The organism is Kitasatospora sp. NPDC057936, from assembly GCF_042887525.1.
GTDB lineage: Bacteria > Actinomycetota > Actinomycetes > Streptomycetales > Streptomycetaceae > Kitasatospora.
Genome location: NZ_JBHVPD010000026.1, coordinates 1 through 21,552, shown reverse-complemented (window position 1 = coordinate 21,552; position 21,552 = coordinate 1). Strand labels below are relative to the sequence as shown.

Here is a 21,552-nt window from a genome sequence, read left to right as displayed (position 1 = left end):
CAGCACACAGCGCACAACGCGCAACACGCAACACGCAACCCGAGAACGGAGCACCACCCATGACCCAGGCCGATCTGGTCTTCACCCGCGGCCCCGTCCACACCGGCGACGCCGCCCGCACCCGGGCGACCGGCCTGGCCGTGACCGGCGAGCGGATCACCGCCGTCGGGCACGACGAGGTCCGCGGATTGATCGGGCCGAAGACCGAGGTCGTCGACCTCACCGGCAAGCTGCTGCTGCCGGGCTTCCAGGATGCCCATGTCCACGCCGTGTACGGCGGCGTCGAGTTGGCCGCCTGCGACCTCACCGGCACGGTCGGTGCGGCCGAGTGCCTGGAGCGGATCCGTGCCTACGCCGAGGCCAACCCCGGACCGGCGTGGATCACCGGCAGCGGCTGGTCGCTGGAGAGCTTCGACGGTGGACGGCCGACCAGGCAGCTGCTCGACTCCGTCGTCCCGGACCGCCCGGTCTTCCTCACCAACCGCGACCACCACGGCGCCTGGGTCAACACCCGGGCCCTCGAACTGGCCGGCCTCACCCGGGACACCCCCGACCCGGCCGACGGCCGGATCGAGCGCGAGGGCGACGGCACGCCCAGCGGCACGCTCCAGGAGGGCGCCACCGCCCTGGTCGCCCGGCTGGTGCCGGCCGCCACCACCGCCGAGCGGGTGGACGGCCTGCTGCGGGCACAGCGCCTGCTGCACTCGCTCGGCATCACCGGCTGGCAGGACGCCCTGCTCGGCGAGTTCAACGGCCAGCCGGACCCCTCCGACGCCTACCTGGCCGCCGCCCGCTCCGGCGCCCTGACCGCCCGGGTGACCGGTGCGCTCTGGTGGGACCGCGACCGGGGCGCCGAACAGATCCCCGAACTGGTGGCGCGAAGGAGCGAGTTGACCCACGGCCGGTTCCGGGCCGGCTCGGTGAAGATCATGCAGGACGGCATCGCGGAGAACTTCACCGCCGCGATGACCAGCCCCTACCTGGACGGCTGCGGCTGCGCCACCGCCAACTCGGGCCTCAGCTTCGTCGATCCGGCCGCACTGCGCGGGTACGTCACCGAACTCGACGAGCTCGGCTTCCAGGTGCACTTCCACGCCCTCGGCGACCGCGCTGTCCGCGAGGCCCTGGACGCCGTCGAGGCCGCCCGCACCGCCAACGGATGGCGCGGCACCCGCCACCACCTCGCCCACCTCCAGGTGGTCCACCCGGACGACATCCCCCGCTTCGCCCGGCTCGGCGCGATCGCCAACGTCCAGCCGCTGTGGGCCGCCCACGAACCGCAGATGGACGAGCTGACCATCCCCTTCCTCGGCGCCGAACGCGCCGCCTGGCAGTACCCGTTCGGCGCGCTCCAGCGCGCGGGCGCCACGCTGGCGGCGGGCAGCGACTGGCCGGTGAGCAGCCCGGATCCGCTGGCCGGCCTGCACGTGGCGGTCAACCGGATCACGCCGGAGGCCACCGACGGCCGGATCTTCCTGCCCGAGCAGCGCCTCGACCCGGCCTCCGCCCTCGCCGCCTACACGGCCGGAGCCGCCCACGTGAACGGGCACGACGACGCCGGCACCCTGGCCGTCGGACACCTCGCCGACCTGGTCGTCCTCGACCGCGACATCCTGACCGGCCCCGCCGGGGAGATCGCCGACGCCCGGGTGCTGCGGACCTACGTGGGCGGCGAACTCGTCCACGCGGCGGGCTGAACGGGGCCGGCCGAACGGGGCCGGCTGAACGAGGCCGGCCGAACGCGGCGCAGGCCGCCGTCGCCGGGCGGGGGGCGCTCGGCGACGGCGGCCTGCGGTGGGTGCGGGCTCCGGCCGGGCCCAAGTGCCAGCCGGCGATGCTCGGGCCGAAGCGATCCGGCGTGCGCAGCCACGGATTGGGCTGCCCGGCGCCGGCGCCGGCACGCGTGAGTGCCCACTGGGCGATGCCCATGGTGATCGACCGGGCCGGCTCGGGCGGGAACGGAAGTGGCCTGCGGCGCTCCGGCTCCAGGGCGGTGCGATCAGTCCGGGCTCCGGCCGGCAGGTCGGGCATCGATTCTGCGCCGAAGCGGGCGGCGCCGACGCCGAGACCGCCGCCGCGATCGCCGCCGACCTGTCCGTGGCCCGCCGCGGGTCCGGTGCGCCGCCGGCCCGAGGGTGGAGCGGCGCGGCCGTGTTTAGCGGATCGCCGTGAGGCGGGCCTCTGCGGCGTCGAGGAGGAGGTCGAGCGCGTACGGGTAGCCGCTGTGGCGCATGTCGTCGGCGAGGAGGTCGGCGGTGGCGGCGATGTGCGGGTGGGTGGTGGCGTCGACGCGGGCGTAGGAGGCCTGCCAGACCTGCAGGTCCGCCGCCTGGGACACCGCGGGCAGGGCGAGGGCGGCGGCGTCGAGGGCGGCGAAGCCCAGGCTCTGGTCGACGAAGGCGTGGTAGAGGCGGACGGCCTCGGGGTCGGGGAAGCCCGCGGTGCGCAGGACGCCGAGTATGGTCTCGACGGCGGCGATCTCGTGGGTGCGGCCGGTGGTGCGGTGGGCGGCGAGCAGGGCGGCCTGCGGGTGGGTCTGGTAGGAGGAGTGGATGCGCAGGCCGATGGCGCGCAGGTCGGCCCGCCAGTCGCCGGTGGGCTGCCAGCCGGCCTGGGCGCGGCCGATGAGCTCGTCGGTGATGGCCAGCAGCAGGTCGTCGGTGCTGTGGAAGTACCGGTAGACGGCGCTCGGGTCGGCGCCGAGAGCGGCGCCGAGCCGGCGGGCGGTGAGCGCGTCGGCGCCGTGCTGCCCGATCAGCCGCAGCGCCGTGTCGACGATGAGCTCCTGGGAGAGCACCACGCCCTGTTTGGTGGGCCGACGCCGTCGGCGCTGGGGCTCGGGCACCACGCGTTCGCTCATGCCCGGATCCTATGTCGGCATGGTTGTCGTAGGAGCGGGGAGACGCGGATCTCCGGCAGGGCCGGACCGCACGCGCCGGTGCGCTCCCGACTACCGCTCCCCAGGGCCGCCATCGGCAGTTCGACACCCCGCTCGCCGTGATCGATGCCGGCGAGATCTCCCTCGCTCACACCCGGCAGGAGCTCCCGTCGGCCATCACGGCGGTCTTCGCCACCACCACCGGAGACATCCGCGCCGACGCCCGCGCCGACGACGTCTCCGTTCCCCAGCGGTCACAGAGCGTCGCAACTCCATGATCAACGGGACCTGTGCCCACCTTGTCGCCGGGGCTCCCGATGCCGCCAATCCGCGGGCGTTCTTCAACACCGCCTCTCGGCTGACGATCGTCCCGACAATTGAGGGCGCAGTCCGTCGCCGGCATCCAGCCGTTGTCTACGCTCCCGCACCGCTGCGCGGCCAGGCCCCGGCCGACCTTCGGCAGGACTTCCACCCTGCCGGCCTCGGCCTGGCTACCTGGCCGCCTCCGCCAGCAGCGCCTCCAGGGTTGGCTCCGCCAGCCCCCTCAGCAGGTGGCCCTGCCCGGGGAGCAAGCACACGGTGGCGTGTGGGGCCAAGCGCTGGAGTCGGCGGGCGGTGTGCTGGGAGTCGAGGAGGCGGTCCCGGGCGCCGAGCGTGGCGTGGACGGGCATCGGGAGGGCCGCCAGCGCGGCGTCGTCGATGACGGGGATCCGTTCGCGCCGGGGGCGGAAGTGGCGGTGGATCAGGAGGACGGCCTCGCCGAAGGCGTGCTCCCTCGCGGTGGTGGGCGGTAGCGGGCCGAGTGCCAGTTTCAGCATCGTGCGCCGCCCCCACCGGCCGAGTGGCAGGAGCAGCAGCGAGGCCGCGAGTACGGCCGTCTTCTGGCGGCCGATGCCGCTGGGGCAGCGCAGGACGAGCCGCTCGACCCGCTCCGGGCGCCGGACGGCGTAGTCGAGGGCGAGCCACCCGCCGAGGGACGTGCCGACGAAGGCGGCGCGGTCGACGCCCAAGCGGTCGAGGACGTCGTCGAGCCACAGGGCGTGGGCGTCCGAGGCCAGTGGAGGTCGGGCGGAGGCGCTCAGGCCGGGTTCGCCGATGACGTCGACCGCCAGGATCCGGAAGTGCGGGGCCCAGCACGCGACGTCCTCGGCCCACATGGCGGAGTTCGCCCCGGAGCCGTGCAGCAGCACGAGGGGCGGCGCGTCGGGCGGCCCGCTCGCCACGACGAAGGTCCGGCCCTGGCGCGTGGGGATGTCCAAGTACCGGGCGGGGACAGGCCATCGGTCGAGCAGGGCGGTGTACTGCCGCGCGAGGACGCGAGCGCCCTCGGCGGACTTGTAGATGTCTGGGTGAGTCATGGTGTGTACTTAAACATACCTATTAAAGGTCTCGATAGGGAATTTTAGGGAGTGATGCGTCGGCTCCCGATCGTCCTCGCGAGGAGCTTGGCCAGCGCCGGCCCGTGCTCGTAGGCGAGCGGGGCGAGGTCGGGTGGCAGGACGAAGCCGTCGGGCAGGCGGCGGTAGGCGTCGGCGATCTGCTGGTGGTACGCGTCGGCAAGGGCCCGGGGCCAACTGCCGCTCAGGGGTGGGCGCATGCGGGACTCGGCGGTCAGGGCGTGGTGGTGGGCGGCGGCTTCGGCGACGGCCTCGTCGGCCGTCCAGTCGGCGATCGGGGTGCGGTCGGGTCGCCAGGGTGCGAGCCACGCGCTCGGCGCGGCGCCGAGGATCTCGGCGGCGAGCTCCCGGGCGATCAGCGGGGAGCCGTGCAGGCCGTCGCGGTGGGTTCCGGTGAGCAGCCAGAGGCCGGGGCGGCCGGTCGGGCCGATCAAGGGGTGTCCGTCGAGGCCGATGGGGCGGTTGCCGTGGTGGACGTGGAGCAACCGGGCGGTGGCCAGGCCGTGGTGGAGCTGGCCGAGGGCTGCGTCGAGGAGGAACCGCAGGGCGCCCGGGGTCGGGTGGGTGCCGGGGGCGAGGGCCGGGTTGGCGGACGCGCCGACGTACCAGGTGCCGTCGGCCTGGGGGACGGCGTGCAGGCCGCACGCGTAGGCCCGGTTCGGGGTGCGCAGGACGGTGGGGAGGGCGGCGGGGGCGGTGAGGGTGACGGCCGTGCCCTCCGTGCAGACGACGGGCAGCAGCGTGAGGTCCGGGTCCAGCTCCTCGACCAGTTGCGTCGTCCAGGCTCCGGTGGCCAGGACCATGATGCGTGCGGTGGCCCGGAGTTCAGGGGTGTTCAGGAGGTAGCCGTCCCGGTGGGGGAGCGGCCGTCCCGCGGGCAGGGGCACGACGTTCGGCAGCGCGGCGAGGGCGGCGTCCAGGGTCTCCAGCCAGCGGTGGGCGTCGAGGAAGGCCTCGTCCGGCAGGTGCAGGGCGCGCAGCGGACGGTCGTTGTCGAGTGCGGAGACGCCGGGCACCTCCAGCGGGTCGACTTCCTCCACCGGCAGCCCGTGTTCGGCGCCGGCGCGGCCGATCGCGCCGAGGGACTGCTGGTCGAGCGTCGAGCCGACGGCGTTGAGCAGGACGAACGTGCCCCGACCGAAGCCGTCCGTCGGCGCGGCGCTCCCCGCGAGCGCCCGCACCCGTCGGCGCCAGGCGGGCCAGCGCCGCCCGGCCTCGACAGCGAGGTCGACCCGCAGGCGCCCGTGGGCGGTGCGGAGCGCGCCCGCCGTCACCTCGCCGAGCACGCCGAGCATCGCCCCCGCCGCCGGTGACGCCGCCGCCTGCGACGCCCCCGCCGCCTGCGACGCACCGGGCCAGCCGGGCCCGCCGGGCCCGGACAGGCCCACCCGCAGGGCGGGTTCGGCCTCGGCCAGCGCCAGTGCGAGCGAGCGCCCGAGGACGCCCGCGCCCACCACGATCACGTCGAGCACCTGTTCCTGCACGTGTGTCTCCTCCTCGGCTGTCGGTCATCCCCCGTCGCCCTACCCGCACCAGCCCCACCGCACGGGGGCGACGGGCGAAAACCCTTTGTCCGTACGGGCGGTGCGGGCGGAAGGTGGTGCCATGCTGGGATTCGTCCGGACCGACAACGACGCCCTGGTCACCTGCCTGGGCGATCCGCAGCGCGCCGTGCCCGCCTACCGGGAGCTGCTGCGGCGCGGCGCCGGGGCGCGTGACGCGATACGGGCGGGGCTCTCGCACGCCAACGCGGCGGTACGGGAGGGGTGTTGCCGCCTCCTGGACCACATGGTCGACATCGAGTCGATGGGGCAGCTGATCGCCATGGCCGACGATCCGGACGCCTCGGTCAGGATCGCCGCGTTCCACGCGCTCGCGTGCGACCGCTGCAAGGGGGACGTCTGCGCCCCGGGCGCGGACCGCGTTCTGGAGCCCGGGCTGCGGCACTTGGCGTCCGACCCGGATCCGCGGGCGCGGGCCATGGCGGCCGAGCTCGTCGGCAAGTTCGTCCACGACGACGCCCGCGCCGCCGAGGCGCTGCGGGCGTCGCACGAACGGGACCCGAGCCCGGCGGTGCGGAAGAAGGCCGGCTGGTACGTGCCGGGCGGCCCCGTTTTCGAGCGGACGCGCCGGGCAAGGGCCCGTTAGGCCCGTGTCTCATAATTGATCTTGTGGCGAGTCGGGGAGAGATGACGGATGCTGCGTGGGCCCGGATAGAGCTGCTGCTGCCGCAGCGGGACGGGGCCGGGCGTCCCTGGCGTGATCACCGCCAGGCGGTGAACCGGGTGCTGTCCTATGGCTACGAGCCGAGGAGCGATGACCAGCCCAAACGTGATCAATTGCGAGTCATGGCCTAGCATCCGCCCATGATCACCGAGAACGCCTCCCCGGCGGTCGCCCTTGCCCCGCTCGACGTGGACGATACCGAGCTCCTGCACACATGGCGGTCCGAGCCGGTGGCCGCGCACGAACTGGGCCACTGGCCGCGCCCGCTCTCGGCGGTACGCGAGCAGATCGAACGCGACATCGACGACGCCGACCACGACGGCTTCCTCATCCTGCTCCCGGACGGCACGCCGGTCGGCGCGGCAGCCCTGGCCGAGCAGAACATGTCCGACGGCACGGCCACCGTCCGTCTCCTCGTCGATCCGGACCACCGCGGCCGCGGCTACGGGCGCGCCGCCCTGGACGCTCTGACCGACCTCGCGTTCGGCGAACTCCCGCTGCACCGCATCGAAGCGTTCCCCCATACCGGCAACGCCTCGGCGCTCGCCGTCCTCGCCCACGCCGGCTTCACCCACGAGGGCGTCCGGCGCGCCGCCTGCCTCCACCGGGGGCGGCGGCACGACATCGCGATGCTCTCCCTGCTCCGCCCGGAGTGGGAGGCGCTGGAGCGGCCGCGGTCCTGGGAGCTCTGAGCAGGTGGGGCAGGGTATGTCTGACTATTGGCGTCGCGCCCGGCAGGAATTGTCAGACACGGCTTCCTCCAGGACCTCCTCGACGCTCTTCGCACGGCGCCCGATGACGTTCTCCAGTGCGGGGCCGGTGACGTCGAATTCGCCGTTGCGCGCTGCCGCGAACATCGCCAGCGCGAACTCTGCGGCCGGCCGTGGCATCCTGCCGGCGACGGCCGCCGAGACCCACGCGTCGTCGTCCAGGACGACCCGGGTGATCGTCCGGCCGGTGATGCGGCTCAGGATCGCTGCGACGCCGGCGAAGTCCAGCGTCCGGCGGGCCGTCAGCGGCGGCGTGATGCCGTCGAGTACGCCGTCCTCCGTCAGTGCGACGGCGGCAGCCTCCGCCAGGTCCTCGTGTGCCGTCCAGGAGACCGGGCCGTCCTGCGGCAGGGCGAGCGTGCCGCTCTCCAGCGCCGTGCGGAGGTAGAGGCTCAGGGTGGAGGCGTAGAAGCCGTTCCGCAGAGCGGTGTACGGGACCCCTTGCCGCTTCAGGTGCTCCTCGGTGGCCGCGTGCACCGGCTGCGGCGGGAACAGCGACGTGGGGGACGCGGCCTGGTGACTCGTGTACAGGACGCGTCGGGCGCCCGCCGCCCGGGCCGCGTCGACGGCGGCCGTGTTGGCGGCGAGTGCGCCGCCGCCGCGGATGGCCGCCGAGACGACGAGGACGCGCTCCGCGCCCTCGAAGGCGTGCGTCAGGCCGTCGGGCTCGGTGAAGTCCCCCTCGCGCACCCGGACTCCGCGCTCCGCGAGCCCTGCCGCCCGGCTCGCGTCGCGCACGCTGACGCCGATCCGGTCGGCCGGCACCCGCTCCAGCAGGCGGTCGACGATCAGTGCGCCGAGGCGGCCGGTGGCTCCTGTGACGATCAGCACGGCTGACTCCCTCCCTTGTTTCCAGTGGAACGAAAATAACGTTAACACTGATACTTCCAGTGAATGCAAGGGCTCGCTTCAAGCCGAAGGGAAGCCGAAGAGAACTGGTATCAGCGGTACCATCGCTGCCATGGCACCGAACACCGAGCGGCGAGACCTCACCCGCGAGCGCATCGTGAAGGCCGCGGCCGGCCTCCTGGGCGAGCACGGGCCCGCCGCGGTGACCACCCGCCGCGTCGCCCAGGAGGCCGGGCTGCAGCCGCCCGCGCTCTACCGGCTCTTCGAGGACAAGGAGGCTCTGCTCGACGCCGCCGCCGAGTACGTCTTCGCGGAGCACGTGGCCGGCAAGGAGACCGCCGCCCGGTCGGACGACCCGGTGGCGGACCTCCGCGCCGGCTGGGACACCCAGGTCGGCTTCGGACTCGCCAACCCCTACGTCTTCGGCCTGCTGATCGACCCGGCCCGCGCCCGCGAGACCCCGGCCCAGGCGCGGGGCGTGCGGATTCTCGCCGAACGCGTGCACCGGGTGGCCGCCGCCGGGCGGCTGCGGGTCAGCGAGGAACGCGCCGTCAACCTCATCCGCGCGGCCGGCGTCGGCACCGTCCACACGCTGCTGACCCTGCCCCCGGAGCAACGCGACCCGCACCTGGCCGACGCCGCCTTCGAGGCGGCCGCCCGCGCGATCCTCGCCGACGAACCCGCCGTCCCCGACCGCGACCCGGCGGCCGTCGTCGCCGCCTTCCGCACCCTCCTGCCCGAACTGCCCAACCTCAGCGGCGCCGAGGCCGCACTCCTCGACGAGTGGCTGCGGCGCTGACGCCTTCTCCGATGATCGGACCCCGCCTCCGCCCGCTGCTCCGCCGTCAGCGATGATCGTCCGCATGACCGATGAGGCGTGGCACGAACGACTCGGCTGGGCCCACGGCCTGATCGCCGAGGACCCGGCCGTGCGGGTGGCCGCGCTCGTCCGCCTCGCCGCGGCCCGGCAGGCGGTCGGGTCCGCGATCACGGAGTTCAACGGGGCGCTGTCGCAAGCGAACCGCTCGGGTGCGCCGGAGCCGTACCGGGAGCCGGCCGTTCGGGAAGCACTCACGCGGTGGCGGGAGGCCCGAAGCCGTTCGCTGCCGGAGGCCCTGTGGCAGGGCGTCACGCCCGACGCGTACGCGACGTGGCCGGGGCTGCCGTACGCCCTGCTCTTCCTGGAGTGGGAGCTGCGCCACCCCCAGGCGTGGACGTGCCACGCGAAGGCCTGGGGCACGAAGGAGTCCGTCATCCGGGAGCTGGCCCGTGCCGAGCTGGACGGCCCGGGCCGTGCCAAACTCGCCGACTTAGTCGAACTCGCCGTCCGGCGCCGGTACCGCTGCAAGGACCGCGAGTACGTCCGGATCGCCCGCGCCGTCGATTCCCCCGACCTGCGCGAGCGCCTCGCCCATGCCTCCGGGTCCGCCGACCCGTGGGCCCGGACCCATGCGGGCTACGTCCTCCACCTGCTTGAGCACCCCGAGCTCGCCAACTCCCGTCGAACCTGGACCGATTGGCTCGCCCGCGGCCGCTGAGCAGGAAGTCGGCCCGCTCGACTTTCTGCTTGTGCCTTGCGGGTTCTGGGTTTCGTGGGTGGTTGGTGGGGCGTGCGTTGGGCTGTGCCTGGGAGTTGGTGGGGGTTGATGGGCGGGTGCGTAGGAAGTCGGCCTGCTCGACTTCCTACTCCCGCCCTACGCGCCCTGGGCCTCCTCGGCGGTCGTGGCCACCAATGGCCGGCGGGGCACGCCTGCGGCCCCGCCCGGGAGGCGGGTCAGGCGGCGGACCAGCGGGTTGACGGGGAGCGTCGCCGCGAGGGCGGTCAGCAGGAGGACGGTGAAGAGCCGGTCGCCGATGATGCCGAGGTCGCGGCCGAGCGTCAGGATGAGGACCTCGCTGAGCCCCTTGGTGTTCACGAGGACGGCCAGCGTCGTCGCCTCGCCGCGCGGAACGCCGGTGAGCCGGGCGCCGAGCCGCGCGCCGGCGTACTTGCCGCCCCACGAGACGGCGAGGAAGACGGCGACGGCGAGCAGGCCGCGCGGGCCGAGGCCGGTGAGGTCGACGGACAGGCCGGTGAGCGCGAAGAAGACCGGTACGAGGAGCGCGCCCGCGTGCCGCATCGGGAGCTCGATCGTGTGCCGCAGCTCCTCGGCGGCGTCGCGCGGCATGGCGAGACCGAATGCGAAGGCGCCGATGACGGCGTGGACGCCGAGGCGGGACGTGACCCAGGCGGAGAGCAGGAGCCCGCTGCCGACGATCAGCAGCGCGAGGAACGGGTGGCCGCCGGCGCCGACGGGCAGGCGGAGCATCCGGCGCAGCAGCGGGCGGACGACGAACGCCATTGCGACGGCGTAGCAGGCGACTTGGCCGAGCCTCAGGAGCGCGTGACCGGACCCGGACGACCCGGCGGACCCGGGACCGCGGGCCGCGGCGGCCAGGCAGACGACGGCGCACCACGCCGTGATCTCGGTGAGCGCCCCGCACGCGGTGGCCATGGCGCCCGTGCCGGAGGCCTGGAGCCGGTTCTCGCCCACGATGCGGGCCATGACCGACAGGGCGCTCGCGGAGAGGGCGATTCCGAGGAACGCGGCGAACAGCCACGGTGAGGCGGTGGCGCCGAGCAGCCACGGGAAGCGGGTGGCGACGACGGCCGCCAGGACGAGGGCCAGCGCGAACGGGATCAGGACGGACGCGGCGGTGACGGCGAGCACCGCCCTGACCCGGCCGCTCAGCAGCCGCAGGTCGAGTTCCCAGCCGGCGGCGAACATGAAGAGGACGATGCCGAGTTGGGCGACGACCGCCAGGTGCGGGCGCACGTCCGGCGGGAAGAGCGCGTCGGTCAGGTGGCCGGGGAGGAGCCCGAGCACACTGGGCCCGAGGATGACGCCGACCGCGATCTCGCCGACGACGACGGGCTGGCGCAGCCGGGTGCGCAGCGGGGTGAGGAGGAGGCCGATCAGCAGGACGGCCGCGATGTCGGCCAGTACCGTCGCGGATGGGGTGGAACCTTCCAAGTCGAGCGCCTTCCTGGGACGGGACCAGGCGTCAAGAGCCGCGAGGGGAGCGCGGCTTCTGCATTATGCGGAAGGGTCGGTTCGTCGGCGTCGCAACTCGTACGTGTCGGCGGCGCTCCGGGGCCCGCGCGTGCCCGGTGGCCGAGGCCGCGCGCCCGGGCAGCGGCTCTCCGGAGTCGAGCCCGGGGGAGTCGAGCGCGCGGTGAGCCGGGCTCGGGTGAGCCGAGCGCGCGGTGAGCCGGGCTCGGCCTCACCGCGCCGGCGAGGCCTCGCGGGCGGCCTGCTTGACGGCGGCGATCAGCTGGTGGCGGCGGGTGCGCAGGTCCGCGTGGCGGACGGCGAGGGAGACGCTCCCGATCACGGCGCCGTCCGTGCCGAGGACGGGCGCGGCCAGGCAGGCCAGGCCGGTGCGGGCCTCCTCGACGTCCAGGGCGACGCCGGTGCGGCGGATCCGCCGGAGCTCCTCGTCGAGGCGCTCGGCGGAGGCGATGGTGTTGGGGGTGAACCGGCGCAGGCCGGGCTGTTCGACGTAGCGGCGGCGTGCGGCGGCCCCGGCGGCGGCCAGCGCGATCTTGCCGTGCGCGTAGGCGTGCGAGCGGGGGTCGACGCCGACGGCGAGGTCGGCCTGCTCGTCGCCGTCGGCCGCGAAGGTGCGCACGTCCGCGATGACCAGGCCGTCGCCCTGGTAGGCCACGTAGTTGGCGGACGCGCGGGTGGCGTGACGCATCCGGGCGAGGACGCCGTCGATCCCGTCGCCGCCGTCGGTCAGGCCCATCTGCCGCTGGAACGCGCGGTGGAGCGCGGAGACCCGGTAGCCGAGGGTGTAGCCGCCGTCGGTGCGCACGAGGTAGCCGCGCTCGGTGAGCGGCGCGAGGAGCGTGTAGGCCGTCGAGAGGGCGCAGCCGAGGCTGCGGGCGAGGGCCTTGGCGGAGACGGGCGTGGGCGCCCCGGCGACGAGTTCCAGCACCTCCAGGGTGCGGTCCGCGGCGCGCGGCCCGGTCTGACCGGCCATGGGGTGCTGCTCCTCCTGCTCGTCCTCCGTGGTCACTCCAGTGTGCCGGTGATCCGATCGGCGCGATCACCGGCCCCTGGTCCAAGCCCCCCGGCCTCCCGGCCCCCTGGTTCGGGCGTCCCGGCCGGAGGCCTCAGGCCTCGCTGGGCGCGAGTTCGCCCATGAGGTCCCAGCCGTCGCGGTCGGGGAGGTCGACGCTGATGATCTTCGGCCGGGCGGCGATCGCGTGGGACAGCTTCTCCATGGCCTCCCGGAAGTGCGCGGACTCGACGTGGGCCCGGCCCGCCTCGCCGTCGCGGAAGCCCTCGACGAGGACGTACTCGTCGGGGTCCGCCACGCTGCGGGACCACTCGTAGAACAGGTTGCCCGGCTCGGCGCGGGTGGCCTCGGTGAAGTCGTGGACGATGTCGAGCCACTGCTCGCTGTACTCGGGGCGGACGGGGAACTTCACGGTGATGAAGATCATGGGAGGCCTCTCTGATCCGGGCGCTCGGTGGGTGGGTGCCTCCACACCGTGACCGACCGCCCGGCGCCGCGTGAAACGCGTGCCGCCGCGATTCCGGCCCTGCCGGAAAACGCGCGAGGTCGGCACGCGGGTCCGCTAGGAGCCCGCCTGCGGGCCGCCCAGCCGCTCGAAGGACGTCCGCCACGACCCCTCCACCGGCCGCCAGCCGTACGCGGTCCGCGCGAGCCCGCCGTCCGCGCCGCGTGCCCAGCGGGGCCGGTCGGTGCTCGGCTCGGGTGCGGCCACGCCGAGCGCGCGGGCGAGGACGGGGACCCACTTTCGCGCCGGGGCCGGCTCGTCGTCCACGACGTTGACCGCGCCGCTCGGCCAGTACAGCGCTGCGACCGCCGCCCGCGCCGCGTCCGTGACGTGCAGGAACGACGTGACGGCGCCGTCCGCGGCGAGCTCGCCCCGCCGTAGCCGCTGCTCGATCAGGCCGCCCGGCTCGTACCAGGTGCCGGGCCCGTGCAGCATGCCGTACCGCAGGACGACGGCCTCCGGCAGCTCGGCCGCCGCGAGCTCCAGTGCGAGCACGCCGTCGACGGTCGTGGCGCGCGGTTCGGGCGCGCCGGTGTCCAGGGCCTCCGTCTCGTCGGCCGGCTCCTCGCCCGGGCCGTACGCCCAGCAGATCGACTGGGCGACGATCCGCGGCACCCCGGCCCGGCGGGCGGCGTCCACCAGGCTGCGGGTGCCCTCGCGGCGGATCCGGGCGTTCTCGGCCAGGCTGCCGTCCGCGAGGGCCGTGAGCTGGTGGACGATCGCGTCCGGCGCCGCCGCGGCGACGGCCTCCGCCGTGGCCCCGCGGTCGAGGACGTCCAGCCGGACCGCGTCGGCCCCGTGCTCGCGCAGCCACGCGACGCCGCCCTCGGACCGGGAGGCGGCCGTGACGCGGTGCCCCGCCCGGTGCAGGAGCGGCACGAGCTGCCGTCCGACGGCACCGGTCGCACCGGCGAGGAAGACGTGCATGGGGTCCACCCTTTCCCTCCCGTTCGGCGCCGGGGGCCGTTCCGTGCAGGCCCTCGATCACCGCTCTCTCATACGATCAAGCTAAGAGGTGAATGGACCGGATCCCCAGGCCAATCCGGCGGCAGGGAAGTGGGCCAATCGGCGGGCCGACGGGGCGTCACACTCGGTGCCGTGCTCAGCGCGTCAGTGGCTCAGCGCGCCAGCAGCTGCCGCAACTGGTCGACGATGAACTGCGGTTCCTCCTCCAGCACCCAGTGATTGGCGTTCGGCACGACGGCGGTGGTCACGTGCGAGGCCACGTGCCCGAGATCGCCCCCGACCGACTCGCGCATGCTGTTCTGACCGCCGACACCCAGCACCGGCATCGTCAGCGGGTTGTCGTCCAGCAGCGCCTGCACGTCGCGCTCGCCCTGGTCCTGCTGGCGGAAGAACTCGAAGCCCGCGTGCGTGCTGCCCGGGCGGCCGTATGCGGCGACGTACTCGCGCTGGTTGCCCGCGCTCGGCGCGCGGCCGTCGCGGTTGTAGACGGAGCCGTAGAAGACCTTCTCCCGGCCCGCGACCAGCTGCTCGGCGACGCCGTTCGCCTGGCCGTTGACGAAGGAGTCCCACCAGAGCAGGTTCGGCTTCGAGGCGACGAGCTGCAGGTACCAGGTGGTCGGCGGCGCCTCCAGGATCGCGAGGTGGTCCACCCGGTCCCGGTACCGGGCCGCGTAGGCGAGCGCCACCCCGCCGCCCACGTCGTGGCCGGCCACCGCGATCCTGGCGTCGCCGAAGCCCAGCTGCTCGACGACGGCACGCACGTCGGAGGCCAGGGTGAGGGCGGTGTACGTGCCGTACTCGTCGCCGCGGGCGGGCTGCGAGCGGCCGAGTCCGCGCAGGTCGACGGCGATCACGGTGTGGTCCTGGGTGAGCGCGGGCGCGACCCGGTCCCAGGCCCGGAGGGTTTCCGGCCACCCGTGCAGCAGCACGAGCGCGGGGCCGTGCCCGGCGATCGCGTAGTGGATCCGCAGGCCGTCGCTGACGGCGTAGCCGTCCTTGAAGCCCGGCAGGCCGCCGGGCGGGGTGGCGGCGGCCTCGGCGGCGCCACCGGCGGCGGTGAACATCGTGGTCGCGGCGAGCGCGGCGGCGGCTGCGGCGACCGGCCAGCGGCGCTGATGCCTCGTCAATCTGCTTGTGAACGGCATGACTTCCCCCGGAGTGAGCGGTCAGGTGATCGTCTTCGCTTGGGGCGCATCGTAGGACAGCAAGTCGACGTCCCGGGAGCGCAGTTGGGGGATCCGTGTTCGGCCCTCCGGCTGCCCGGTCGGCGCCGCCGCTGGTCAGGACTCGCCGGGGTCCGCCACGAGGGGCCCGTCCCGTCCGTCGACTTGGCTCGAATCAATGGCCTCCCTTGGCGTGATCCACTTGCCGGCTGCTGCCGCGCGTCGCCACTCCGTCGTGTTCACCCCCTGTACGCGGACGGCCACCCCGTGGTGACATGTTCGCGTCAAAGCCGGGGTGGGGCAGGCCCGGGCCGGCCGTGCCCGCCCGCCCCGGACCCGTGGACGATCGAAAGGGGAACCCCATGCTGCTCCGCGTGCTGGCCGCGACCGGTGTCGTCGCCTCGCTCTTCGGCGCACCCGCCTCCGGTGGCGACTCGCTCCCGACACCGCCCGACCGGATCGTCATCGACGTCGCGACGGTCAACGGCTCCGGCTGCCCGGCCGGGACGGCCGCCGTCGCCGTCTCCCCGGACAACACCGCCTTCACCGTCACCTACAGCCAGTACCTCGCCCAGGTCGGCGTCGGATCGAAGCCCACCGACTTCCGGAAGAACTGTCAGCTCGACCTCCGCGTGCACGTCCCGCAGGGCTTCACCTACGCGATCGCCTCCACCGACTACCGCGGCTACGCCCACCTGGAGAACGGGGCGACCGGCGTCCAGCGGGCCGGCTACTACTTCCAGGGCGACCCGCAGACCGCCTACGGGACCCACCGCTTCAACGGCCCGCGCGACGACAACTGGCAGGCGACCGACACCGTCGACGTCGCCGCCCTGGTCTGGGCCCCCTGCGGGGAGGAGCGCAACTTCAACATCAACACCGAACTCCGGGTCGCTGCGGGCTCCTCGGACCCGACCACCACGACGAGCTTCATGACGATGGACTCGACCGACGGGAGCATCAACACCGTGTACCACCTCGCCTGGAAGACGTGCCCCTGATCCGCTGAGGCGCGGCGTGGTCGGAGCGCCGCCACGCTCCGACCACCCCGCGTGCGGCGGTGATCAGCAGGTGATCGTCACGGAGAACGGACGGTCGTCGTCGACGCCCGGGGGAGTGGCGGTGCGGACGAACAGCGTGTCGGCCGAGAAGACGGCGAAGGCGCCGCCGGTCGCGAGCGCGAAGGCCGTCGTGCCCACCATGAGCTTCCTGGGCCTGGTCATGGGTTCTCTCCCGTCAGATGTGAAGACCGGGAAAGGATGAGCCGTCCCACCCGGGCTGTCCGCAGTCCTTCCTAGCGGGTCTCCGGGCCCCGGCACAGTACTTGTCAGGGACAGTTCGCCCCTGTGGGCGAGGGGTCGTCTCCACGCCGGCACCGCCGGAGCCGGCGGCCCCTCTGGACCCACGTGCTACGGCGTCGCGATCACCAGGAGCGTCCGTGCCCCGGCGGCGCCGGAGAGGCGGCAGCGGTGGGGGACGTCGCCGCGGTAGTGGGCGCTCTGGCCGGCCCGGAGGACGACGGGGGGCTCGCCCTCGATCTCCAGGACCACCTCGCCCTCCAGGACGTAGAGGAAGTCCTCGCCGGGGTGCTCGAACCAGCCTCGTTCGCCCTGGCCGGGCTCGAAGCGGTGCTCGTAAGCCTCCATCAGGGAGCTGCGGCCACCCGGGATGAGGACGCGGGCGATCTGGCCGGCGGACTCGGTCACCCGGATCACCTGGGGGTCGTCCTCATGGCTCACCGCGCCGCTGCGGGCCGGCGGGCGCAGGAAGGTGCCGGGCGGCACGTCCAGGGCGTCCGCGATCCGGTAGATCGACGTCAGGCTCGGGGTGGTGAGTCCGCGTTCGAGCTGGCTCAGGAAGGGCTGGGAGAGGCCGGAGCGGGCGGCGAGTTCGGCCATGGGGACGCCGAGCTCCTTGCGGCGGCTGCGGACGAGGCGGCCGACGGCGAGGGCCTCGGGCGAGGGTTCGGGGCGGGACACGCTCGTGAACGTACCTCATCGGTGCCGGGCGGGCCGAGGCCGCCCGAAGGGTTCCCGGGCGCTCCCCGGAAGGTTTCGCACGGCTGCAACATGCCGTTTATAAGCGTCGTCAATTATTGATGTCACTTATATCGGACCGTGTCCCGGCCCCGGCGCACACCCGGCGGCCGGTGAGGAGACGAGCGCGTTGCACCCCACCGAATCCCCGCCCCGGAGATCCCTGACCGCCCTCGCCCCGGCGCTCGTGACGGCCGCCGTCGTCCTCGCCGGATGGTCCGCGCTCGCCGCCTCCGGGGCCGTCGCGCCCGGCCTGCTGCCCACGCCCGCCGCCACCTGGCGCGCCCTCGTCGAGAGCGCCCGCACCGGCACCCTGGGCACCGACCTCGCCGCCAGCCTCGGCCGGGCCGGACAGGGCTTCGCGCTCGGCGCCTCCCTCGGCGCCGCGCTCGGTTTCGCCACCGGCTACCTGCCGCGCCTGTCCGCCGCCGTCACCCCGGTCGTCTCCTTCCTGCGCCCGATCCCCGCCGTCGCGCTCGTCCCGCTCGCCACCGCCTGGTTCGGCGTCGGCGAGACGGCCAAACGGCTGCTGATCGCCTACGCCGTGCTGCTCGCCGTCTGGCTCTACGTCCACGACGGGGTGTCCCGGGTGCCCGCCACGCACCTGCGGGCCGCGCGCTCCCTGGGCGCGCCGCTGCACCGCCGGTTCGCCGCCGTGCTGCTGCCCGCCGCCGCGCCCGCCCTGCTCGCCGCCCTGCGCTACGGCGCGTCGGTGGCGCTGCTGGCCCTGGTGGCCGCCGAACTCGGCGGTGCCCAGAGCGGGTTGGCCTACCGGCTGCAGGTGGACGGCCAGTTCCTGCGCACCGACCGGATGTTCGCCGGGCTGCTGGTGCTCGGCCTGCTCGGCGTCGCGGTCGACCTCGCCCTCGCCGTGCTCGGGCGCCGCCTCGTCCACTGGGACGCGTCATGAGCAGGGACGTGCACCTGGACGGCCTGACCGTCGCGTACGGCTCGCGCCGCCGCGCCGCGCCGGTGCTCGACGCCACCGATCTGCGGCTGCCCGCGGGCTCGTTCACCGCGCTGCTCGGCCCGAGCGGCTGCGGGAAGTCGACCGTCCTCGGCGCGGTCGCGGGCTTCGTCCGCCCGACGGCCGGGCGGGTGGTCGTCGGCGGCGAACCCGTCACCGGGCCCGGGCCGGACCGCGGTGTCGTGTTCCAGCACTACGCGCTCTTCCCGTGGCTCACCGCACGCGGGAACGTCGAGTTCGCGCTCAAGCGCCTCGGACTCCCGCGCGCCGAACGCCGGCGCCGGGCGCTCATTGCCCTCGACGAGGTGGGCCTCGCCGACAGCGCCGCCACGTACCCGGCGCAGCTGTCCGGAGGCATGCAGCAGCGGGTCGCACTCGCACGGGCGCTCGCCGCCGAGCCCGAAGTCCTGCTGCTGGACGAGCCGTTCGGCGCGCTGGACGCGCTCACCCGGGCGCGGATGCAGGAGCTCCTCACCCGGCTGTGGCGGCGCACCGGCACGACCATGCTCTTCGTCACCCACGACATCGGCGAGGCGCTGGCCGTCGCCGAACGCGTCGTGGTCCTCGGCGGCCGGCCCGGCCGGGTCGTCGCCGACCACACCGTGCCCCAGGACGACCCGGACCTGCACGACCTGATCGCCGGTCACCTCGGCCACGCCTGAAACCGTACGGAAGGAACCCTCCCATGCTGCCCAGACCCCGCGCCCTCGCGGGACTCCTGCTCGGCCTCCTCCTCGCCCTCACGGCCACCGCCTGCTCCTCCGCTCCCACCGCGTCGAACGGCGCGCCGGCGGTCACCATCGCTGGCAGCGACTACCTCGGCGGCGCCCAGGTGTACGTCGCGCAGGAGCGACGGCTGTGGGCCGGCGAGGACGTCCAGGCGCGCCTGCAGTCGTTCCCCACCGGGCGGGACGCGCTCAACGCCGTCCTCGGCGGCCAGGCGCAGCTCGGCGTCGTCGGCGACCTGCCCGCCGTGACCGCCGCGCTCACCGGCCGCGACCTGCGGATCGTCGCCGACCTCTCCCGCTTCTCCGACTGGCGGCTGCTCACCCGCACCGACCGCGGCATCACCCGCCTCGACCAGCTGCCCGGCCACCGGATCGGCGTGCCCCAGGGCACCAACGCGGAGTACGCGCTCGCCCGGATGCTCGCCCCCGCCGGTCACACCGCCGCGGACGTCCGGACGGTCAACCTCGCCCCCAACCAGATCCCCGCCGCGCTCGCCCACGGCGACATCGACGCCGGGGTCACCTTCCCCAGCTCCTACGACGCCGCTCGCACCGCCCTCGGTGACCGCTACGCCGAGCTGCGCTTCACCGACTACACCGCCCACACCCTGCTCGTCGCCGGCCCCGGCGCCACCGACCAGGCCACCACCGCCGTCCTGCGCGCCCTGCTCCGCGCGCAGTCCGACCTCACCGCCGACCCGCCGGGCGCCCGCCGCGCCGTGCTCGCCCAGGCCGGCGGCACGCTCGACGCCGCCTACGTCGACGCCTTCCAGCCCGCCTACGAGTACCGGCCGACGCTCTCCGCCGAACTCCTCCAGCACCTCCGGGACGAGGCCGTCTGGGCCGCCACCGCCCAGGGCCTGCCCGCACCCGCCGACCGCGACACCCTGCTGCGCCGGCTGCACACCGCACCGCTCGCCACGGCCGACCCGGCCGCGGTCACCGCACACTGACCCCCCTCACCCACCACCACGGAGGCCCCGCCATGACCACCCCCGTCGACCAGAACACCCTCCGCCGCCGCGGCGTCGGCCTGCGCGCCCACGATCCCGCCCGCAGCTTCGGCGGCTACACCCTCTACACCCCGATCGCCGGCCCCGGCGACGTCCACCTCGTCGACATCGAGGGCCGCACCGCCCACACCTGGCGCCTCCCGCACCCGCCGGGGCGGCACGCCCGGCTGCTCCCCGGCGGCACGCTCTTCCACCAGGCCAAGGACACCTCCGGTCCCGGCCTCTTCCCGATCTGGGACGTCTACCACGGCGGCATCCTCCAGGAGATCGCCCCCGACGGCACGGTGCTGCGCGAGGTCCGCCACCCGTTCCACCACCACGACGCCTCCGTGCTGCGCAACGGCAACCTGCTGATCCTCGCGGTCGAGCGGCTCACCCCGGCCGACGCGAGGCGCATCCGCGGCGGCATCCCCGGCTCGGAGGCCCCCGGCGGCGTCGTCTTCGGCGACGTCGTCTACGAACTCACCTGGGACGGCGAGGTGGTGTGGCGATGGGCGGCGATCGACCACCTCGACCCGGAGGCCACGCCGCTGGACCCGCACTTCGCCCGCGAGCACTGGCCGATGGCCAACACCGTCAACGAACTGCGCGACGGCGGCGTCCTGGTGGGCTTCCGCAGCGCCTCCACCGCCGTCGCCGTGGACCGCGCGGACGGGTCCGTGCGCTGGCGGATCGGCCCCGACGTGCTCGCCCAGCAGCACTACCCGCACGAACTCGCCGACGGCAACGTCCTGGTGTTCGACAACGGCACCTACCGCGACACCACCTCGGTGCCGTACTCCCGGGTGCTCGAAATCGAGCCCGTCACCGGCCGGACGGTCTGGACGTACGAGGACAACCCGCCGCAGAACTTCTACAGCCCGTACATGTCCAGTGCCCAGCGCCTCGCCAACGGCAACACCTTCATTGCGGAGGGCTCCTTCGGCCGGCTCTTCGAAGTCACCCCCGAGGGCGACGTGGTGTGGGAGTTCGTCGTGCCCGAGTTCGGCTCCTTCGGGGCGGGCGTCGGCCTGGAGTCCTCCCGCGGGGCCCAGAACGCGGTGTTCCGAGCCTACCGGTACGCGCCGGAGGAGATTCCCTGGCTCTGAGCGGTCCCCAAAGCTCAGGGGCCCGCGGGCGGTTGCCGCCGCGGGCCCCGGCACCCGGCTGACGCGTTCCCGTCTGTCGCCTGTCGGTCCCTGCCCGTAGGGTGAGCCTCCGTTCCGCACGATCGGTGCGGACGGCCATCGGGGGACAACTCGGACGGAGTGGTATGGATATGAAGAATCGTCGGTTATGGACGCGCGTGCTGTCGGCGTTCGCACTCGTCGCGGCGGTCATCGTGGGCAGCACGATGAGCGGCGCGACCAGTGCCGAGGCCAAGCCCGCGTGGGGCTGGGGCAACGGCCGTTGGTCGTGTTCCGGTGCGCCGGTGCCGGCCGGCTGGGTCATCACGGGCTACGACAGCAAGGGCTGCAACTTCGCGGGCTCGTGGTACCAGCAGCCGGTCTCGGACGGGATCTGGACGTGTTCCGGGTCCCCGGTCGTCCCCGGCTACGTGATCATCGCGCACGACCAGCGCGGCTGCAACGGGATCGGTTCCTGGCGGCACGGCCTCGTCCACGACGGGATCTGGACGTGTTCCGGCTCCCCGGTGGTCCAGGGGTACGTCATCACCGACCACCAGCAGAGCGGTTGCGGCGGGATCGGCGCGTGGCGGCACAACGTGGCGCGCGACGGGATCTGGACGTGTTCCGGTTCGCCCGTCGTCCAGGGGTACGTCATCACCGACCACCTGCAGTCCGGCTGCGGTGGCATCGGTGCCTGGCGGCACAACACCGCGCGCGCCGGTCTGTGGACCTGCCCGGGGTCGCCGGTCCCGGCCGGCTTCCGGGCGGCGGCCTTCCAGGCCTCCGGTTGCCACGGCATCGGCGCCTGGGTGCTGGTGAAGGCCTGACGGCCCAGCCGTAAGCCGTAAGCCGTCGGCCCGGTGTCCTCCCCTGTGAGGAC

23 protein-coding genes and 1 pseudogene are annotated in these 21,552 nt (G+C 74.2%); 13 read left to right on the top strand and 11 right to left on the bottom strand.

Going from position 1 to position 21,552, the window contains the following annotated elements; genetic code table 11:
- The first annotated feature begins 59 nt into the window (after window positions 1-59).
- Window positions 60-1,697: an amidohydrolase gene (locus ACFVU9_RS16390; RefSeq protein WP_387593837.1), complete on the top strand. Its 1,638-nt coding sequence runs from the start codon at window positions 60-62 to the stop codon at window positions 1,695-1,697.
- Window positions 1,698-2,155: 458 nt separating this feature from the next.
- Here ACFVU9_RS16390 and ACFVU9_RS16385 read toward each other — a convergent pair whose 3' ends face one another.
- Window positions 2,156-2,860, bottom strand: a complete 705-nt coding sequence (locus ACFVU9_RS16385) for a TetR/AcrR family transcriptional regulator (RefSeq protein WP_387593835.1) — start codon at window positions 2,858-2,860, stop codon at window positions 2,156-2,158.
- A 137-nt stretch (window positions 2,861-2,997) separates the two neighbouring features.
- Between ACFVU9_RS16385 and ACFVU9_RS16380 the strand changes: the two genes are divergently transcribed.
- Complete coding sequence (locus ACFVU9_RS16380; RefSeq protein ID WP_387593833.1) at window positions 2,998-3,156, top strand: hypothetical protein; 159 nt, start codon at window positions 2,998-3,000, stop codon at window positions 3,154-3,156.
- Between the two features lie 213 nt (window positions 3,157-3,369).
- On the opposite strand, the gene ACFVU9_RS16375 is transcribed toward ACFVU9_RS16380, so the two are convergent.
- Together ACFVU9_RS16375 and ACFVU9_RS16370 are read right to left on the bottom strand one after the other, a co-directional pair.
- Window positions 3,370-4,236, bottom strand: a complete 867-nt coding sequence (locus ACFVU9_RS16375) for an alpha/beta fold hydrolase (RefSeq protein WP_387593831.1) — start codon at window positions 4,234-4,236, stop codon at window positions 3,370-3,372.
- Window positions 4,237-4,280: 44 nt separating this feature from the next.
- Window positions 4,281-5,759, bottom strand: a complete 1,479-nt coding sequence (locus ACFVU9_RS16370) for an NAD(P)/FAD-dependent oxidoreductase (RefSeq protein ID WP_387593829.1) — start codon at window positions 5,757-5,759, stop codon at window positions 4,281-4,283.
- Between the two features lie 121 nt (window positions 5,760-5,880).
- Between ACFVU9_RS16370 and ACFVU9_RS16365 the strand changes: the two genes are divergently transcribed.
- The 3 genes and pseudogenes from ACFVU9_RS16365 to ACFVU9_RS16355 all read left to right on the top strand — a co-directional run bounded on the left by ACFVU9_RS16365 (window position 5,881) and on the right by ACFVU9_RS16355 (window position 7,193).
- Window positions 5,881-6,423 carry a HEAT repeat domain-containing protein gene (locus tag ACFVU9_RS16365; RefSeq protein WP_387593827.1) on the top strand — a complete coding sequence of 181 codons (543 nt, stop codon included), beginning with the start codon at window positions 5,881-5,883 and terminating at the stop codon, window positions 6,421-6,423.
- Window positions 6,424-6,446: 23 nt separating this feature from the next.
- Window positions 6,447-6,566: pseudogene (locus ACFVU9_RS16360) on the top strand (transposase); the annotation flags it as partial.
- Between the two features lie 75 nt (window positions 6,567-6,641).
- Window positions 6,642-7,193, top strand: a complete 552-nt coding sequence (locus ACFVU9_RS16355; RefSeq protein ID WP_387593825.1) for a GNAT family N-acetyltransferase — start codon at window positions 6,642-6,644, stop codon at window positions 7,191-7,193.
- Between the two features lie 24 nt (window positions 7,194-7,217).
- Here the strand turns inward: ACFVU9_RS16355 and ACFVU9_RS16350 are convergent, their stop codons facing one another.
- A complete protein-coding gene (locus ACFVU9_RS16350) occupies window positions 7,218-8,102 on the bottom strand; it encodes an NAD(P)H-binding protein (protein WP_387593823.1) in 885 nt (294 codons plus the stop codon).
- Between the two features lie 130 nt (window positions 8,103-8,232).
- Between ACFVU9_RS16350 and ACFVU9_RS16345 the strand changes: the two genes are divergently transcribed.
- A complete protein-coding gene (locus ACFVU9_RS16345; RefSeq protein WP_387593821.1) occupies window positions 8,233-8,919 on the top strand; it encodes a TetR/AcrR family transcriptional regulator in 687 nt (228 codons plus the stop codon).
- Between the two features lie 64 nt (window positions 8,920-8,983).
- Window positions 8,984-9,658, top strand: a complete 675-nt coding sequence (locus ACFVU9_RS16340; RefSeq protein WP_387593819.1) for a hypothetical protein — start codon at window positions 8,984-8,986, stop codon at window positions 9,656-9,658.
- A 156-nt stretch (window positions 9,659-9,814) separates the two neighbouring features.
- Here the strand turns inward: ACFVU9_RS16340 and ACFVU9_RS16335 are convergent, their stop codons facing one another.
- The 5 genes from ACFVU9_RS16335 to ACFVU9_RS16315 form a co-directional block, all read right to left on the bottom strand.
- Complete coding sequence (locus ACFVU9_RS16335; protein WP_387593818.1) at window positions 9,815-11,134, bottom strand: cation:proton antiporter; 1,320 nt, start codon at window positions 11,132-11,134, stop codon at window positions 9,815-9,817.
- A gap of 250 nt (window positions 11,135-11,384) precedes the next feature.
- A complete protein-coding gene (locus ACFVU9_RS16330) occupies window positions 11,385-12,146 on the bottom strand; it encodes an IclR family transcriptional regulator (protein ID WP_387593816.1) in 762 nt (253 codons plus the stop codon).
- 133 nt (window positions 12,147-12,279) lie between these two features.
- Entirely contained in the window at window positions 12,280-12,612 is a 333-nt protein-coding gene (locus ACFVU9_RS16325; RefSeq protein WP_380493228.1) for a putative quinol monooxygenase, read from the bottom strand.
- Window positions 12,613-12,747: 135 nt separating this feature from the next.
- Window positions 12,748-13,617, bottom strand: a complete 870-nt coding sequence (locus ACFVU9_RS16320; RefSeq protein WP_387593814.1) for an NAD-dependent epimerase/dehydratase family protein — start codon at window positions 13,615-13,617, stop codon at window positions 12,748-12,750.
- A gap of 191 nt (window positions 13,618-13,808) precedes the next feature.
- The gene (locus tag ACFVU9_RS16315; protein ID WP_387593812.1) at window positions 13,809-14,783 is read right to left on the bottom strand and encodes an alpha/beta fold hydrolase; all 975 of its coding nucleotides are present in this window, start codon (window positions 14,781-14,783) and stop codon (window positions 13,809-13,811) included.
- A 401-nt stretch (window positions 14,784-15,184) separates the two neighbouring features.
- Between ACFVU9_RS16315 and ACFVU9_RS16310 the strand changes: the two genes are divergently transcribed.
- A complete protein-coding gene (locus tag ACFVU9_RS16310) occupies window positions 15,185-15,820 on the top strand; it encodes a DUF4360 domain-containing protein (RefSeq protein ID WP_380438792.1) in 636 nt (211 codons plus the stop codon).
- A gap of 63 nt (window positions 15,821-15,883) precedes the next feature.
- Here the strand turns inward: ACFVU9_RS16310 and ACFVU9_RS16305 are convergent, their stop codons facing one another.
- On the bottom strand, window positions 15,884-16,042 hold the full coding sequence (locus ACFVU9_RS16305) for a hypothetical protein (protein WP_387593811.1): 159 nt from the start codon (window positions 16,040-16,042) through the stop codon (window positions 15,884-15,886).
- Between the two features lie 186 nt (window positions 16,043-16,228).
- Entirely contained in the window at window positions 16,229-16,798 is a 570-nt protein-coding gene (locus ACFVU9_RS16300) for a helix-turn-helix domain-containing protein (protein WP_387593809.1), read from the bottom strand.
- Between the two features lie 187 nt (window positions 16,799-16,985).
- Here ACFVU9_RS16300 and ACFVU9_RS16295 point away from each other — a divergent pair, with 187 nt between their 5' ends.
- The 5 genes from ACFVU9_RS16295 (at window position 16,986) to ACFVU9_RS16275 (ending at window position 21,499) form a co-directional block, all read left to right on the top strand.
- Window positions 16,986-17,765: an ABC transporter permease gene (locus ACFVU9_RS16295; RefSeq protein WP_387593807.1), complete on the top strand. Its 780-nt coding sequence runs from the start codon at window positions 16,986-16,988 to the stop codon at window positions 17,763-17,765.
- Entirely contained in the window at window positions 17,762-18,484 is a 723-nt protein-coding gene (locus ACFVU9_RS16290) for an ABC transporter ATP-binding protein (RefSeq protein ID WP_387593805.1), read from the top strand. The genes ACFVU9_RS16295 and ACFVU9_RS16290 overlap by 4 nt, the downstream gene beginning before the upstream one ends.
- Before the next feature lie 23 nt (window positions 18,485-18,507).
- Window positions 18,508-19,503, top strand: a complete 996-nt coding sequence (locus ACFVU9_RS16285; protein WP_387593803.1) for an ABC transporter substrate-binding protein — start codon at window positions 18,508-18,510, stop codon at window positions 19,501-19,503.
- 32 nt (window positions 19,504-19,535) lie between these two features.
- Window positions 19,536-20,651, top strand: coding sequence for an aryl-sulfate sulfotransferase (locus ACFVU9_RS16280; RefSeq protein WP_387593801.1), 1,116 nt, complete (start codon window positions 19,536-19,538; stop codon window positions 20,649-20,651).
- Between the two features lie 170 nt (window positions 20,652-20,821).
- The gene (locus ACFVU9_RS16275) at window positions 20,822-21,499 is read left to right on the top strand and encodes a hypothetical protein (protein ID WP_380438716.1); all 678 of its coding nucleotides are present in this window, start codon (window positions 20,822-20,824) and stop codon (window positions 21,497-21,499) included.
- Window positions 21,500-21,552: the final 53 nt, after the last annotated feature.